Source organism: Sphingopyxis sp. DBS4, assembly GCF_024628865.1.
GTDB lineage: Bacteria > Pseudomonadota > Alphaproteobacteria > Sphingomonadales > Sphingomonadaceae > Sphingopyxis.
In genome coordinates this window covers 3,083,948-3,098,877 of sequence record NZ_CP102384.1, presented here as the reverse complement: position 1 = coordinate 3,098,877, position 14,930 = coordinate 3,083,948, and the positions used below count along the sequence as shown (strand labels likewise).

The following is a 14,930-nucleotide window of genomic DNA, read 5'->3' as shown; positions in this document are numbered from 1 at the left end:
GAAGCGGCCGCTTATTCCCGCGCTGCGGCGCTTTGGTCGCGGATCGCCTTGAATTCGCTGCCGGGCCTCCATTGTGGCCATTTGGCCGAGCGTGCGAGCTCATCACCGATCCGGTAAAAAATCCGGATATCCTGAACCGAGCCATCGAGATTCCAGCTCGCGTCCCAAGCGTCGCAGGCCTGATGGTAGCATTTGCCGGTATAGTCATCGACCCACTTCTGGCCCGCCGTCTTGCCGCCGTTCACGAGGTCGGAGGCGCCCGCGATGCCCATCATCAGCAAGACGGGAACGCCGCGCTTCGCCATGCTGAAATGGTCGGCACGGAAGAAGAGGCCGCGTTCGGGGAGGCTTTCGACCGACACGGTGCGGCTCTGGGTGGCGGCGACGCGCGCGAGGTCGTCCTCGAGGCTGCCCTGGCCCTTGCCGACGAGGATGACGTCCTTTGCGCGGCCCGCGGTCTGGAGGATGTCGATGCCGAGATTGGCGACGGTCTTTTCGACCGGATAGACGGGCGCCTGGGCATAGGCCTCGGAGCCGAGCAGGCCGCGCTCCTCGGCGGTCCAGAAGGCGAAGAGGAGGGTGCGGTCGGGCGGCGGGGCGGCCTTGAAGCCGCGCGCGATCTCGAACAGGGCGGCGACGCCGAGCGCGTCGTCATTGGCACCGGCGCGATAGATGCGGCCCTGCTCGTCGGGCTTGCCCTCGCCATAGGCGTCCCAGTGGGCGCCGTACATCACCACCTCGTCGGGGCGCTTCGCGCCGGGGATTTTGGCGAGGACATTCTGGCTTTGCACCACGTCGTGCGTCACCGGAATCGCCGCGTCGAAGGTCGTGCCGAGGTCGAACGGGCGGAAGGTGGCGCGGCGCGCGGTGAGGCGGAGCTTTGCCAGATCCTGCCCGGCATCCGCGAACAGCTTCGTCGCGGTGTCGCCCGAAATCCAGCCCTGCAATGCGAGGCTGGTCATCTTTTCGGGCGGAACGACGAGGCTGTAGTTTTCGCCGCCGGGGCTTTTCACGACGTTCCAGCCGTATCCGGCGCCGTCGGTGTCATGGACGATCAGCGCGCCAATCGCGCCGCGGCGTGCCGCCTCTTCGAACTTGTAGGTCCAGCGGCCGTAATAGGTCATCGTGCGGGCGCCGAACTTGCCGAAGCTGTCGTCGCCCTTCGTCGCGACGAAATCGGGGTCGTTGACGAGAAAGACCGCGACCTTGCCCTTGAGATCGACGCCCTTGAAATCGTCCCAGCCGCGTTCGGGAGCGTGGACGCCATAGCCGACGAAGATCATCGGCGCGCCGGCGATCGCGGCGACGTCCTTCGACTGCTGGCTCGACACATAGATGTCGGTGCCGAGGCGAAGCGGCGTCACCGTGCCCCCGCGGTCGAAGGCGAGCGTGGTCGGCGTGCCGAGGCGGGTGTGAAGCAAGGGTACCGGCTGCGTCCAGCCGCCGTCCGGCCCGGCGGGTTCGAGACCGAGCGCCTGAAGCCGGCCGATCAGATAGCCGATCGTCCGCTCCTCGCCGACCGTCCCCGGCGCGCGGCCCTGGAACTGGTCCGAGGCGAGGGTGCGGACGGTGTCGGTGAGGTTGGCGGCGCTGATGTCCTGCGCGGCGGCGGGCGCGGCGGCGAAGAAAGCGGTGGGGAAAGCGGCGGCGAGGAGAGCGGGGCGGAGGATCATGGCTGAGGGGTTTCCGAAGCGGGGGAGGAAGGCGTGGATGCGGCGGCGGCAGGTGTTTCCGTGGGCGACCCCGCCGCCGGGGTCCAGCCTTTCCGGTATTTTTCGAACCAGGCGAGGATCGCCGAGGCCTTGGCCGCCGCCTGCGACGGGCGCGCGGCGATGCCGCCGTGGCTGGCGCCGGGCACCTTGACCAGCGCGGTCGGCACCCCGCGCAGGCGCAGCGCCGTGTAATATTGCTCGGCCTCGCTGACCGGGGTGCGATAATCCTCGCTGCCGACGACGACCATCGTCGGCGTCTTGACGTTGCCGACCAGCGACAGCGGCGAGTGGCTCCAGTAAGTGGCCTGATTTTCCCACGGCATCGCGCCCAGCCAGTAGCGGCCGAAGAAGGCGGGGCCGTCGGCGGTGAGCGCCTGCGTCGTCCAGTTGATCACCGGTTTCTGGGCGACGGCGGCCTTGAAGCGGTCGGTCTTGCCGACGATCCAGCTCGTCAACACCCCGCCGCCCGAACCGCCGGTGACGAACAGCGCGTCGGGATCGGCGATGCCGAGCTCGACCGCGCGGTCGACGATGCTCATCAGGTCGAAATAGTCGTTGCCGGGGTAGTTTTTGTCGATCGCGTTCGCGAACGCCTCCCCATAGCTGGTCGAGCCGCGGGGGTTGGCCGAGAGCACGGCATAGCCCGCAGCGGCGTAAAGCTGGTTGTCGGCGGCGAAATGCGGGCCATAGGCGGCGAAGGGGCCGCCGTGGATTTCGAGGATCAGCGGCACGCGCTGCCCTTCGCGATAGCCGGGCGGCAAGGTCAGCCAGCCGTCGATCGCGAGGCCGTCGAAGCTCGACGCCGCGCTGATCTTGCGCACCTCGCCCAGCGCCTTGGTCGCGGCGAGGGTGCGGCTCAAATCGGTGAGGGTGCGCGTCTTGCCGCCCGCCGCAAGCGCGACCTCGGCCGGGCGCGTGGGCGTGCCCGCGGTGAAGGCGATCGCGTCGTTGGCGGCGACCGAGAAGCTGCCGCCCGAATAGGGGCGGTCGAATTCGCTGTTCGCAAGGCTGGTGGCGACGGTGCGCACCGATCCGTCGAGGCCGATGCGCGCGACCTTGCTCTCGCCGCGCTCGTCATACTGGACATAGAGGCCGCGCCCGTCGGCGTCCCATGCGGCGCCGTCGACGCTGTAATCCCAGGCGGCGGCGAGGCGGCGGCTGCCCGACCCGTCGCGGTTCATCACATAGAGGCCGACATTCTCATAGGCGCGCAGCCGGTCGTCGAAGCCGAGATAGGCGATCATCCGGCCGTCGGGCGAGACGAGCGGGTTCGCGTCGGGGCCCTTGCGCGTCGTGAGCTGGGTGACGGCGCCGCCGGCGACGTCGAGCGCATAGATATTGCTTTCGAGCGGATCGCTCTGCCAGTCGGGGCGGCGGTCGGCGCTGAAATAAAGCGTCGTCCCGTCGCGCGACCAGCTCAGCGGGCCGCCGTCGTGATAGGGGCCGAAGCTGAGCTGGCGCGGCGCGCCGCCGGTCGCGGCGATGAGAAAGATCTTCTCGAACCCCGGCTCGATCAGGCCCTGGCCGTCGGCGCGGAAGGTGAGGAGGTCGTGCACCTCGAGCGGGTCGGCCCATTTCGCGCCCTCGGGCTTGTTCGCGGGGGGCTTGCCGAAGCTCGGCGCTTCGTCCTTTACGAGCATCGTGTAGGCGATCGAGCGGCCGTCGGGCGACCAGGCGATGCTCGACGGGCTGGTCGGCAGGCCGGTCAGCTTCGCCGCCTCGCCGCCGTCCATCCAGCGCACCCAGAGCTGGGCGCCGCCGCCTTCGGTCGAGACATAGGCGAGGCGCCGGCCGTCGGGCGACCAGCGCGGCGAAAAGGCGTCGCCGGTGCGGCCCGCGACCGGGGTCTCGGCGCCGGTCTGGGTGTCGAGCAGCCAGATGCTGCTGACCGCGCGGTCGGACATGATGTCGTTGGCGCGGCGGACATAGGCGATGCGGCGCCCGTCGGGGCTGATCTGCGGATCGGCGGCGGCGGCGAGGTCGAACAGATCCTCGCCGGTGAAGCGGCGCTCGGGCCCCTTGCGCGCGCTGCCGATGGCCGAGGCCGGTCCCGCTTCGGCCGTGGCGGCCGGTTCGGAGACGGGGCTTTCCTGAGCGAGGAGGGGCCGGGCGGCGAGGATGAGAAGGCTCGCGCCGAGCAAGGCGATTTTGCGCATCGAGTGGGTGCCCCTTTTTGCGGTGATTGGTTGAAGGTGTAACCATCTGGCGGGGAGCGTCAATCGGGCGGGGATGGGGAGCCTGTCGCTTTCGCCCCCGGCTTTGATCGGAGGCCTCGCTCAGCAGCACCGAAAGGCGGAACCCCGGATCAAGTCCGGGAGCGAAGGAAAGAGGCGACTAATAACCATATGGGTTATTTTCTATTGACATCGTCACGCTATTATGGCACAAGTATTCCATCATGAAGAATTGCGATTCGGGCTGGCGCCCTTCCGATGCGGGAAGGGTGTTCCGGCCCTTATGCTTTTGGGGACGTGCATATGGACAAGGCGAGCGGAGAGGATGCGATCGGGCCAGGCAACGGGAGGCCGGTGCAACGCAGAAAGGCGCGTGCCAACGGCTGGACCAAGGACCGGCGCGAAGCGTTTCTGGCCGAGTTGGCGACGAGCTGCAATGTGGTGCGGGCGCATGAGGCGGCGGGAATGGCATCGTCCGGCGTTTATCGTCTGCGACAGCGCGACCCGGAATTTGCGGCGCAATGGCAGGCAGCGCTGGAGATCGGATACGACCGGCTGGAGACGGCCTTGGTGCGCCGGGCGATCGAAGTCGTCGATACGCTGGTGTTGGACGAAGCGAAGGAGCCGGTAGCGAAAATGACGGTTGCCGAGGCGATGGCGTTGCTCCGCCTGCATCGCGCCAGCGTCGCGCGTGGCCATGCCAGCGGCCGCCGTGCGGTTGCGCACGAGGTAGCGACGCAGCAGGAAGTCGACGCCATATTGATCGAGAGAATCCGTATGGTGAAGCGTCGGCGCGGATCGCGGGCCGCAAACCCCTCTCAACTTCGGCTAGCGAGCAAGCTCGCAAGCCTTCGTATCTCTCCCCTGAAGGGGAGAGAGCGGGGAGCATAGGAGATCATCATGAACTGGTTTGGCCGCAAGGCCGCGCAGGGGGCTGCGCGGCCCGCTTTGTCGCGGGTGTATGGGAATTGGAGTGCGCCCGCGCCGCTGTCGTGGGAGGCGCAGGTGCGCGAGGGCTATCGCGCCGCGCCGGGGATGAAGCCGTCGGCGCTTGAAACGAGCGACGAGATCGACGCCGCGACGATGGACCTGGAGGGTGCGATCGCAAGCGATGCGATCGCGGCCGACGACCTCGATGCGGGCCGCTGGGACGGGGCGGCGGTGGAGCTGTTCGTCACCGACTGGAGCGCGCCCGATGCGGCGCCGGTCGTCGTGGCGCGCGGGTCGCTCGGCGCGGTCGAGCGGCGCGGCGCGGCGTTCACTGCCGAGCTGCAAGGCGTGACGCGCGCGCTCGATGGACCGGCGTGTCCGGCGACCTCTCCCTCGTGCCGCGCGATGCTGGGCGACCCCGCGTGCCGGGTCGATCTGGCGCCGCGCACGCACGGACGGCGGGTGGTGGCGGTCGAGGGCCGCGCGGTAACGCTCGACGCGGCGGTGGCGGCGGGCGCGATGGCGTTCGGCGGACTGACCTGGATGGAAGGCGCGGTGTGCGGACTGTCGAGTCCGGTGATCGATGCGGTGGGGGCGGTGCTGACGCTGGCGGAGATGCCGCCGGCGCTGCCCGCGCTGCCGCTCAGGGTGCGGCTGGTCGAGGGGTGCGACAAGCAGCTTGCGACGTGCCGGACGCGCTTTGCCAATGCGATCAATTTTCGCGGCGAGGCGCATCTGCCGGGCAACGATCTGCTGACGCGCTATCCGGGTGGCTAGGCTCGTGAGTTTGCCCACCCCGCTGCAGCTAGCCGGCAAGCCGGCAAGCTTCGCTGCCCCTCCCGCTTGCGGGAGGGGGATTGGCGCGCGCGTCTTTGCGGCGGCGCGGGGGATGGTGGGAGCGCGGTTCCGGCCGCAGGGGCGCGATCCGGCGACGGGGCTCGACTGCGTCGGGCTGGTGTGGGCGGCTTATGCCGCGGCCGGACGGATGCTGCCCTTGCCCGTCGGGTATCCGCTGCGGGGATGGGGGTGCGAGCGGATCGAGGCAGCCTTGGCGGCGGCGGGATTCGGGCGAGCGGATGACGGGCGCGACGGCGATGTCGCGCTGATCGCGCTCGCGGCGGGGCAGTTTCATCTGGGAGTGATGGGGGCGGCGAGCTTCGTTCACGCCCATGCGGGGCTGCGGCGGGTGGTGGAGACGCCGGTGGATGCGGCGATGGCGGCCGTGCGCTGGCGGCCCTGCCCACCCCGCTGCGACTAGCGAGCAAGCTCGCAAGTCTCGCTGCCCCTCCCGCCTGCGGGAGGGGAGGGGCTTTTTCAGGAGGTTCGGAATGGCAACGCTGGTGCTGACGGTGGTCGGCGGGATCGTGGGCGGGCCGGTCGGGGCGGCGGTGGGCGCGATGATTGGGCAGCAGGTCGATGCCGCGATCTTCAAGCCCAAGGGGCGCGAGGGGCCGCGGCTGGCCGACCTGAAGGTGCAGGCCTCGACCTATGGCCAGCAGATTCCCAGGCTGTTCGGGACGATGCGCGTCGCGGGAAGCGTGATCTGGGCGACCGACCTGATCGAACGCCGGAACAAGCGCGGCGGCGGCAAGGGGCGGCCGTCGACCACCGAATATAGCTATGCGGTGTCGCTGGCGGTCGCGCTGTCGTCGCGGCGGGTCGGGGCGATCCGGCGGATCTGGGCCGACGGCAATCTGCTGCGCGGGTCGAGCGGGTCGTTCCAGGAACGCTGCACCTTTCGCTGGTACGATGGAAGCGAGGACCAGCCGGTCGATCCGCTGATCGCCTCGGCGGTCGGCATCACGTCGGCGAGCGCCTTTCGCGGGCTGTCCTACGCCGTGTTCGAGGAGCTTGAACTGGGCGCATTCGGCAATCGCATTCCGTCGCTGACCTTCGAGATCGAGGCCGATGCGGGCGTGGTCGATGCGGGCGTTGTCGGCGACGCGCTGCTCGGCGAGGTCGGGCGTTGCGGCGGGCACTGGCCGATCGCGGGCTATGCGGCGTCGGGCGAGCGGGTGCGTGATGCGCTGGCGCCGCTGTTCGAGATCGACGGCACCCGGCTGGTCAGCGATCCGGCCGGCTGGCGGCTTGCTCCGGCCGAAATCCCGCCGGACCCATCGGCGTTCAGCGCTTTCTGCGAAGCGGCGCGCGTGTTGACACCGGCCGATTGCCGCGAGCGGCGGCGCGCGCCGCTGTCGTCGCTCCCCGGAACGATCCGCCTGCGCCATTATGAGCCCGAACGCGATTATCAGCTCGGCCAGCAGACGGCGGCGGTTGCGGGCGGGGGAGCGCGCGAGGAACGCGTCGACCTGCCCGCAGTGCTTTCCGCCGGGTCGGCGCGCGCGCTGGCGCAAACGCTGGCGGCGGCCGCTGCCGATGGGCGCGAGACGCTGGTGTGGGCGGGCGACCTCGCCGCGCTGGCGCTGCCCGTCGGCGGGCTGATCGCGTTGGCGGACGGCGGAGTCTGGCGCGCCGCGTCGCGGACGGTGCGGGGAAACGGCGTGTCGATCGAGTTGCGGCGGTTTCAGCCGGCATCGACCGAGGTCATGGCGGCCGACCCGGGGCTTCCGGTCGGCAGTCCCGACTGGCCCGACGCCGAAGCGAGCGTGCGCCTGTTCGATCTGCCGAATATCGGGCCGACGGCGGCATCGGCGCCGCGGCTGATCGTCGCGGCGGCGGGCAGCAACGATGGCTGGCGCGGCGCCGACCTGTGGGTCCAGCCCGAAGCGGGCACCGAGCCGATCGCGCTCGGCACCGCGCGTCCGGCGGCGGCGCTGGGCGTGCTGGGCGCGGCCTTGCCGGCGGGCGGGAGGCTGCTTTTCGATCGGTCGAGCGCCGTGATCGTCACGCTGGCCAACCCGTCGATGACGCTCGAATCGGTCGACGAACGAGCGCTGCTCGGCGGCGGGAACCGCGCGATGATCGGCGACGAGCTGCTGCAATTTGCCGATGCCGAGATGATCGCTCCCGCGACCTGGCGGCTTTCGCACCTGCTGCGCGGCCGGAACGGGACCATGGCGGCGGCGCAAGCGGCGGGGACTCCTTTCGTGCTGCTCGACGACCCGGCGCTGCTGCCGATCCCCGACGATTTCGCGCGGTTCGCCGAAGCGGGCGCCGCTATCCTGCAATGGGCGCCCCGGTCGGGGGTCAACGTCGCCGATATTGCGGTGCCCACGGCGGGGCAGGCGCTGCGCCCGCTGGCTCCCGTTCATGGCGCTATCCGGCGGAACGGCGCGGGTGGCGCCGAGCTTCGCTGGGTTCGCCGCACCCGCGCCGATGCCGGCTGGCGCGATCATGTCGATGTCCCGCTCGGCGAAGGCCGCGAGACTTGGCGGGTCGCGGTCGAGCCCGCGGCGGCGGGCATCGGGCCGTGGGAGACCGCGTCGCCGTCGCTCGTCCTCGACGCCGCGACCTGGACCGCGCTCGCGCCCGATAGCGTGTTTTCGATCCGACAGGTTGGCGATTTCGCGCTGTCCGAGCCGCTGCTTCTGCCCCTGACAATATGAGGATGATTCGATGACCGAAACGACCCGGACCGCGCGCCTGGCCCTTCCGCTGCTGGCGATGGCGCAGGCGCAAAAGGAAGTGACGCATAACGAGGCGCTCGTGCTGCTCGACGCGCTCGTCCACGCCGCCATAGAGGATGGCCCGCTGACGGTGCCGCCGTCGTCGCCGGTCGCCGGGCAATGCTGGCTGGTCGGTGACGGCGCCGGCGGCGACTGGACCGGGCAGGCGGACGCGATCGCCATCTGGTGCGACGGCGGCTGGCGCTTTGCGCCGCCGCGTCCGGGGATGCGGATCGCGCGGCTGAGCGACGGCGCGTGGCTGCGCTACGCGGCGGGCGTCTGGACCGCGCCGGCGGCGGTTGCGAATCCGGAAGGCGGCGCTACGGTCGATGCCGAAGCGCGTGCGGCGATCGCTGCCCTGATTCTTCTTTTCGAGGCGCAGGGCCTTCTGATTTCAGGATGATTTCAGTTATATTCTCATCGCAAGTGCGACTTTTTGGCAACAGATTAACGATTTGTTGGCTTGCGCGGAACCAAAGGCACGCGTAGGACGTCTGTCGAGACGTATATCTCAATTGAAAGGGGAATCTACTATGAGGAAGCTTGCCGTCGCTGTGGCGTTGGCCTCCACTGCCCTTGCGTCGCCGGCCCTTGCGCGCGACAACTCGTGGTATGTTGGTGTCGGTGGTGGTGTGATGTTGGTCGAGGATCTCGATCTGGACATCGGCACCGTCAATAACGCTGGTACGCTCGATCATCGTACGGGTTATGATGTCGAAGGCACCGTTGGTTACGATTTCGGCGGGTTCCGCGCCGAAGTCGAAGTCGGCTATCGCGAAGCCGATATCAAGGGTGGCACGTTCACTGCTCCCGGTATTCCGGACCACGCCAACGGCACCGGAGCCTTCACGGGTTCGACCCGCCTGAACGGCGATTCGAATGCGCTGAGCTTCATGGTCAACGGCATGCTCGACTTCGGTGACGACGATGGCCTGCAGGGCTTCGTCGGCGGCGGTGTCGGCGTTGCGCGCGTTTCGGTCGAACCCGTCTTCGCGGGTCCGTTCCTCGACGATTCGGACACCGGCTTCGCCTGGCAGGCGATCGCGGGCGTTCGCGCTCCGCTGTCCAAGAATTGGGACGTCGGCCTGAAGTATCGTTTCTTCAACGCCAGCAACCTCGACCTCGTCGATCAGGCTGGCCGCGACGTTTCGACGCGCTTCCGGTCGCACTCGATCCTCGGCACGCTGACCTACAACTTCGGTGGCGCCGAGCCGCCGCCGCCGCCGGCTCCGCCGCCGCCGCCGCCTCCCCCGCCGCCGCCTCCCCCGCCGCCGCCGCCGCCGCCGGCTGTGTGCGAGCCTGGGCCGTACATCGTGTACTTCGACTGGGATCAGTCGGCGATCACGCCGGAAGCGGCTGCGACGCTCGACAATGCGATCAGCGCCTACAACCGCGGTTGCTCGGGTACGCAGGTCTGGCTCGCCGGTCACGCCGACCGTTCGGGTTCGGCCAAGTACAACGTCGGTCTGTCGCAGCGCCGCAACGATGCGGTCCGCAGCTACCTGACCGCACGGGGCATCTCGGACGGCTCGATCTCGGCGGAAGCGTTCGGCGAAAGCCGTCCGGCCGTCGCGACCGCCGATGGCGTCCGCAACGACCAGAACCGTCGCGTGGAAATCAAGTACGGTCCGGGTTCGGGCAACTAAGATTTCCTACCCGGTTCGGGTATGAAGAAAAGGAGGGCGGTGCCGCAAGGCGCCGCCCTTTCTTTTTGAACAATGCGATATCCGCGTTGCCTTGGGGGTGGGCCTTGGGGATGGCGGCTTTGGGTGAGAACGGATAGGTGGCCGTTTCGCAGTCGAAAGCGTGCATCGCATCGCGAATTGCGGTAACGACGCGTTCCCGATTGTCCGACAGAGGAGGTTGCAGTGCAGATCGCGGTTCTGACGTTCGACGGTTTCAACGAGCTTGACAGCTTCGTTGCCGCCGCGATCCTGAACCGGATGAAGGCCAAGGGCTGGGCCGCCCACATCACCTCGCCGACCCGGGAAGTCACGTCGATGAACGGCGTCACCGTTCAACGGCAAAAGCCCCTCGAATTTGCGAACGAGGCGGATGCGGTGCTGATCGGCAGCGGCGTGAAGACGCGGGACATCGCAGCGGATACCGAACTGCTCGCCCAGTTCCGTCTCGATCCGTCTCGCCAGCTTATCGGCGCGCAGTGCTCGGGCACCCTGATCCTGGCCAGGCTCGGCCTGGTCGGCGAATTGCCGGCCTGCACCGATCTGACGACCAAGCCCTGGGTGATCGAGGCGGGTGTCAATGTGATCGATGCTCCGTTCGTGGCGCATGGCAATGTGGCGACCGCTGGCGGATGCCTCGCTTCTCAATATCTCGCCATGTGGATGATTGCGCGAGGTGCGTCTGTCGAGGATGCCACGGACGCGATGCACTATGTGGCGCCGGTCGGTGAGAAAGACCTCTATATCAATCGGGCGCTGTCGGTGGTCACGCCGTTTCTGGCTGCAGAGCCTGCTCGCGCGGCATAGCTGGACGACGGCTATCGGAGCGGCGTGTCGTCGCCCCCTCTTTCGGTCGATGGCCGAATCTTCGTCACCGCCTCCCGAAGACTGCGGCCGCGCTTTCCATTTGCGATATTTGAAAAATGTTATATCATAACCTCATCGACCGGGGCGGCGCGATTGGAGGTGTCGGCTCGATCGGCAGCGCGGAACAAGCGCGGGAGGTGCGCGCGTTTCGCCCGACAGGGAGCGATAGGATGCGCAGACGCAGTCAGTTCCACCGCAGCATTTTCCGGGCCGATCCCAATGGCGATCCCGATATCAACACGACGCCGCTGATCGACGTGATGCTCGTCATGTTGGTGATGTTCATCATCACCATCCCGCCGCCGACGCACAGCGTCGATGTGATGCTGCCCGAGGGAGGACATGCCGAGGTGCGCGACGAAAACCGCATCACCATCGACACGAGCGATATCATCCGCTGGAACGGCGAGGCGGTCGATCTTGCCCAGCTCGGCCAATTGGTGAAGTCGGCGGCCGACCGCCCCGCGAAGGCCACGCTGACGTTCGAGCCGGAGGCGCGGGCACGCTATCTGCGGGTCGATGAGGCGATCGGTGCGATCCGCCGCAACGGCGGCAACAAGATCAGCTTTCCGGGCATCAGCCGCTACCGCGACCTGATCTAAACTGTTGGACTCGGCTGCTCCTGGGGCAGTCCCGTGGTGCCTATCTGTCGCCGCGGCTCCGGACGCGGTCGGCGTGTATCTTCGCCTTCGGGACGCCGAGCCAATAGCGATCGGCCAAGTCGCGATACTCGCGGTCGAACCCGTCGTCCAAAAGGCCGCGCACGTCCGAAGCAACGCCGCATCTCGGGTCCAGTTCGCGCAGGAGGCGAGCGATCCGCGCTTTGATATCCCTTGTCTGGTCCGCCAGGGATTTTTCGAAAAATGCGTCGTCTTCGACATTGGCGAAGCTCGCGCCCGTCGGGCATTTCTTCGTCGAGATTTCGTAGTGCAGCCCGGCGGCACTGTTATGCGCCGAATATCCATCGACGATGACGCGAACGTCGCCCTGGCAGATGCTGAAGCTGCCCCACCATTTGTTACCGAAACGGTCGATGCCCGATGGCGTGCAGGCCTGCCACTCGTAAGGCTTTGACGTCGTCACCTGTGGTTCTTCGACGACCGCCATCACATTCTCGGGGGACTGCTGATGACAGGCGGTGACGAGGATGCAGAATATCGCGAGCCGGCGGCGTCCCATTGCGCTGCGTTATCGCTTTGCGATCTTTGCCATCAGATGCTTGCCCGGGTGCGTTCTACGCCGCCGGCGCGGTTCCCGGACGCAGATATTGCATCATGTAGCTGACATAGTCGGCCTTGCCGAGCGGCACGCCCATGTGGCGCATCACCGCATAGGCGGCGACGAGGTGGAAGTAGAATTGCGGCTGCGCCCAATCGCGTACGTAAGTGGCGGCGGTCATGTCGAACGCCATGCCGTTCGGAAGATCGAAGCCGATAGTGCGGTCGTCGTCGCCGTCGAGCGTCGCGGGGTCGATCGTATCGAGCCACGCCAGCGTTGCGGCAATCTGTGCCTGAAGGCCCGGAAAATCGCCAGCGTCTTCGCCAAGATCCGGCGCATTCTCCGCGCCGAGACGCACCGCGGTCTGGATCGCCTGCGCGCAGGTGAAACGGACCTGCGCGGCGAGCGGAAACATGTCGGGCGCGAGACGCGCGGCGATGAACTGCAATTCGCCGACGCCATTCTGTTCGCCCCAGTCGAGCGCCTTGACGAGTTGTCCGGAAAGCGCGCGCAGCCCGTTGGTATAGGCGGGGATGGTGAGGTCGTGGAGCGTGGGCATCGGGGGCTTCCTTTGAAGGATGGCGGTCAGGCGGCGGCGAGATTGTCCTGGAACTGAAGGCGCGCGAGGCGTGCGTAGAGGCCGTCGGCGGCAACGAGGTCGTCGTGGCGGCCCTCCTCGACGATGCGACCTTCGTCCATCACGACGATGCGATCGGCGGCGCGGACGGTCGCGAGGCGGTGTGCGATGACGATCGTCGTGCGGTCGTGCATCAGCGCCTCGAGTGCGTCCTGCACCAGCCGTTCGGATTCGGCGTCGAGCGCCGAGGTTGCTTCGTCGAGCAGCAGCAAAGGCGCGCGGCGCAGCAGCGCGCGGGCGATGGCGACGCGCTGGCGCTGGCCACCCGATAGCCGGGCGCCGCCTTCACCCATGAAGGTGTCGAGACCATCGGGCAGTTTGCGGAGGAATTCCTCGGCATTGGCGGCGCGCGCGGCCTCCCACAATTCGTCGTCGCTCGCGGCCCAATTTCCGTAGCGCAGATTGTCGCGCGCGGAGGCGGCGAAGATCACGGTTTCCTGCGGCACCATCGCGATCCGGGCGCGGATGGCGGCGGGGTCGGCCTCGGTCAGCGGCACGCCGTCGAGCCGGATCTGCCCTGCCTGCGGATCATAGAAGCGCTCGGCAAGCTGGAAGAGCGTCGACTTGCCGGCGCCCGAGGGGCCGACGATCGCGACGGTTTCGCGCGGGCGCACCGCGAGCGAGAAATCGTGCAGCGCGGGCGCGTCGGGGCGCGTCGGGTAGCGGAATTCGACATGGTCGAATTCGAGCGTCCCGGTCGCCGGTTCGGGCAGGGGCCGCGGATTCGTCGGAGCGGCGATGGTCGGTTCGGCGACGAGCAGTTCGTGGAGCCGTTCGGCCGCGCCCGCGGCGCGCAGCAGGTCGCCATAGACTTCGGTGAGCGCGCCGAACGCGCCCGCGACGAGTCCGCCGGTGAGGACGAAGGCGGCAATCGTGCCGCCGGTGATCGTGCCCGCCGCGACTCCCGCGGCGCCATACCAGAGCAAAGTCGTGATCGCGCCGAAAAGCAGCCCGATGACGATCGCGGTCATCACCGCGCGCAGGCGGATGCGGCGTTTGGCGGTCGCGAAATTGGCCTCGACCGCGGCGGTGAAGCGGTCGGCTTCGCGCCCCTCCTGTCCGAAGGCCTGGACGATCTTCATCGCCCCCAATTGCTCGGCGGTGGTCGCGCCGATGTCCGCGACGCGATCCTGGCTCGACCGCGAGACATTCTGGAGGCGGCGGCCGAGAATGACGATCGGCATGATGATCACCGGGATGCCGATCAGCATCCCCGCGGTCAGCCGGGGCGAAAGCGAGAAGAGATAGACGATCCCGCCGATCCCCATCACCGTGTTGCGGAGCGCGACCGAAACGGTGGTGCCGACGGTCTGTTCGATGATCGCGGTGTCGGCGGTCATTCGCGAAGCGATTTCGGACGGACGATTTTCTTCGAAGAAGCCGGGCGCGAGGCGCAGCAGGTTGCGCTGCACCCCTTCGCGAATATCGGCGACGGTTCGCTCGCCGAGCCAGCTCACGCAATAGAAACGCACCGCGGTCGCGGCGGCGAGCAGCAGTACGATGCCGTAGAAGATGCGGAAATGCGGGGCGACATCGCCGCCGCCGGCGACGAACCCCGAGTCGATCATCGCCTTGAACTGATAGGGAATGGCGAGCGTCGCGAGCGCGGCGACGCCGAGCGCGACTGCCGCGATCAGCAATTGCAGCGGATATCGGCTGGCATGGTGCCAGACCATGCGCAGGCTGGACAGCTTGCGGCGGGCCGGGGCGGGTTGGTCTGATTTGGTCGCCATCGCGGATCGCCCTAGCAGCCGCGCCGACGCCGCTCAACGCCGCAAAATGGTGTCCTGCTTCAAGCGCTTTGAAGCGGAGACATGCAAAGGGGGGAGCGCGGGTGCCGGCCCGCGCTCCCCGACTATCGCTAGCGGTTGTCGAGCTGCGCTCGTACCGCGCGCAGGCCCGCCTGCGTGATCCGATACGGCGCTCCGCCGTGCGAGGCGATGAAGCCGCGGCGGCGGAGGCGCTGGAAGAGCGCGAGACCGCCGCTTTCGAGGATATGGCCGTCGCGCGTGAAACAGAGCGCCTCGATCAGCCGGCCGTCTTCGTCGCGCCGGTGGCGAATCATGCCGCCCTGCGCCAGCACGTGCAGCACGCGCTGTTCCGATTTCGAGATGTTCATTGGAGTGTCCGGGATTTTCAAGCAA

At 68.0% G+C, this 14,930-nt stretch carries 14 protein-coding genes; 8 read left to right on the top strand and 6 right to left on the bottom strand.

The genetic code is table 11. From position 1 onward, the window contains the following. Positions 1 to 11: 11 nt before the first annotated feature. Together NP825_RS14830 and NP825_RS14825 are read right to left on the bottom strand one after the other, a co-directional pair. Positions 12 to 1,673, bottom strand: a complete 1,662-nt coding sequence (locus NP825_RS14830; RefSeq protein WP_257544891.1) for a M20/M25/M40 family metallo-hydrolase — start codon at positions 1,671 to 1,673, stop codon at positions 12 to 14. After that, positions 1,670 to 3,868, bottom strand: coding sequence for a S9 family peptidase (locus tag NP825_RS14825; protein ID WP_257544889.1), 2,199 nt, complete (start codon positions 3,866 to 3,868; stop codon positions 1,670 to 1,672). Before NP825_RS14825 ends, NP825_RS14830 begins: the two co-directional genes overlap by 4 nt. A gap of 321 nt (positions 3,869 to 4,189) precedes the next feature. On the opposite strand from NP825_RS14825, the gene NP825_RS14820 reads away from it, so the two are divergent. The 8 genes from NP825_RS14820 to NP825_RS14785 all read left to right on the top strand — a co-directional run bounded on the left by NP825_RS14820 (position 4,190) and on the right by NP825_RS14785 (position 11,533). Then, complete coding sequence (locus tag NP825_RS14820) at positions 4,190 to 4,777, top strand: hypothetical protein (protein WP_257544887.1); 588 nt, start codon at positions 4,190 to 4,192, stop codon at positions 4,775 to 4,777. Positions 4,778 to 4,786: 9 nt separating this feature from the next. Next, entirely contained in the window at positions 4,787 to 5,593 is an 807-nt protein-coding gene (locus tag NP825_RS14815) for a DUF2163 domain-containing protein (protein WP_257544885.1), read from the top strand. Positions 5,594 to 5,705: 112 nt separating this feature from the next. Continuing rightward, positions 5,706 to 6,074, top strand: coding sequence for a C40 family peptidase (locus tag NP825_RS14810; protein WP_257544883.1), 369 nt, complete (start codon positions 5,706 to 5,708; stop codon positions 6,072 to 6,074). Positions 6,075 to 6,144: 70 nt separating this feature from the next. Further along, the gene (locus NP825_RS14805) at positions 6,145 to 8,322 is read left to right on the top strand and encodes a phage tail protein (RefSeq protein WP_257544881.1); all 2,178 of its coding nucleotides are present in this window, start codon (positions 6,145 to 6,147) and stop codon (positions 8,320 to 8,322) included. Between the two features lie 10 nt (positions 8,323 to 8,332). Beyond that, a complete protein-coding gene (locus tag NP825_RS14800; protein ID WP_257544879.1) occupies positions 8,333 to 8,785 on the top strand; it encodes a DUF2793 domain-containing protein in 453 nt (150 codons plus the stop codon). 130 nt (positions 8,786 to 8,915) lie between these two features. Continuing rightward, positions 8,916 to 10,028 (top strand): OmpA family protein, encoded by a 1,113-nt coding sequence (locus tag NP825_RS14795; RefSeq protein WP_257544877.1) that lies wholly within the window; start codon positions 8,916 to 8,918, stop codon positions 10,026 to 10,028. 222 nt (positions 10,029 to 10,250) lie between these two features. Continuing rightward, entirely contained in the window at positions 10,251 to 10,871 is a 621-nt protein-coding gene (locus NP825_RS14790) for a DJ-1/PfpI family protein (protein WP_257544874.1), read from the top strand. Between the two features lie 230 nt (positions 10,872 to 11,101). Next, entirely contained in the window at positions 11,102 to 11,533 is a 432-nt protein-coding gene (locus tag NP825_RS14785) for a biopolymer transporter ExbD (protein ID WP_257544872.1), read from the top strand. Between the two features lie 40 nt (positions 11,534 to 11,573). Here the strand turns inward: NP825_RS14785 and NP825_RS14780 are convergent, their stop codons facing one another. The 4 genes from NP825_RS14780 to NP825_RS14765 form a co-directional block, all read right to left on the bottom strand. Continuing rightward, positions 11,574 to 12,110 carry a hypothetical protein gene (locus NP825_RS14780; RefSeq protein ID WP_257544870.1) on the bottom strand — a complete coding sequence of 179 codons (537 nt, stop codon included), beginning with the start codon at positions 12,108 to 12,110 and terminating at the stop codon, positions 11,574 to 11,576. A 55-nt stretch (positions 12,111 to 12,165) separates the two neighbouring features. Then, entirely contained in the window at positions 12,166 to 12,708 is a 543-nt protein-coding gene (locus NP825_RS14775; RefSeq protein ID WP_257544868.1) for a DUF1993 family protein, read from the bottom strand. Positions 12,709 to 12,734: 26 nt separating this feature from the next. Then, a complete protein-coding gene (locus NP825_RS14770; protein ID WP_257544866.1) occupies positions 12,735 to 14,519 on the bottom strand; it encodes an ABC transporter transmembrane domain-containing protein in 1,785 nt (594 codons plus the stop codon). Between the two features lie 128 nt (positions 14,520 to 14,647). Continuing rightward, a complete protein-coding gene (locus NP825_RS14765) occupies positions 14,648 to 14,905 on the bottom strand; it encodes a YjhX family toxin (RefSeq protein WP_257544864.1) in 258 nt (85 codons plus the stop codon). Between the last annotated feature and the right edge of the window lie 25 nt (positions 14,906 to 14,930).

Excerpts from the sequence above, each read along its gene's own strand:
- NP825_RS14830 (WP_257544891.1), bottom strand. The coding sequence starts at position 1,673 with ATGATCCTCCGCCCCGCTCTCCTCGCCGCCGCTTTCCCCACCGCTTTC.
- NP825_RS14825 (WP_257544889.1), bottom strand. The coding sequence starts at position 3,868 with ATGCGCAAAATCGCCTTGCTCGGCGCGAGCCTTCTCATCCTCGCCGCC.
- NP825_RS14820 (WP_257544887.1), top strand. The coding sequence starts at position 4,190 with ATGGACAAGGCGAGCGGAGAGGATGCGATCGGGCCAGGCAACGGGAGG.
- NP825_RS14815 (WP_257544885.1), top strand. The coding sequence starts at position 4,787 with ATGAACTGGTTTGGCCGCAAGGCCGCGCAGGGGGCTGCGCGGCCCGCT.
- NP825_RS14810 (WP_257544883.1), top strand. The coding sequence starts at position 5,706 with ATGGTGGGAGCGCGGTTCCGGCCGCAGGGGCGCGATCCGGCGACGGGG.
- NP825_RS14805 (WP_257544881.1), top strand. The coding sequence starts at position 6,145 with ATGGCAACGCTGGTGCTGACGGTGGTCGGCGGGATCGTGGGCGGGCCG.
- NP825_RS14800 (WP_257544879.1), top strand. The coding sequence starts at position 8,333 with ATGACCGAAACGACCCGGACCGCGCGCCTGGCCCTTCCGCTGCTGGCG.
- NP825_RS14795 (WP_257544877.1), top strand. The coding sequence starts at position 8,916 with ATGAGGAAGCTTGCCGTCGCTGTGGCGTTGGCCTCCACTGCCCTTGCG.
- NP825_RS14785 (WP_257544872.1), top strand. The coding sequence starts at position 11,102 with ATGCGCAGACGCAGTCAGTTCCACCGCAGCATTTTCCGGGCCGATCCC.
- NP825_RS14780 (WP_257544870.1), bottom strand. The coding sequence starts at position 12,110 with ATGGGACGCCGCCGGCTCGCGATATTCTGCATCCTCGTCACCGCCTGT.
- NP825_RS14775 (WP_257544868.1), bottom strand. The coding sequence starts at position 12,708 with ATGCCCACGCTCCACGACCTCACCATCCCCGCCTATACCAACGGGCTG.
- NP825_RS14770 (WP_257544866.1), bottom strand. The coding sequence starts at position 14,519 with ATGGCGACCAAATCAGACCAACCCGCCCCGGCCCGCCGCAAGCTGTCC.
- NP825_RS14765 (WP_257544864.1), bottom strand. The coding sequence starts at position 14,905 with ATGAACATCTCGAAATCGGAACAGCGCGTGCTGCACGTGCTGGCGCAG.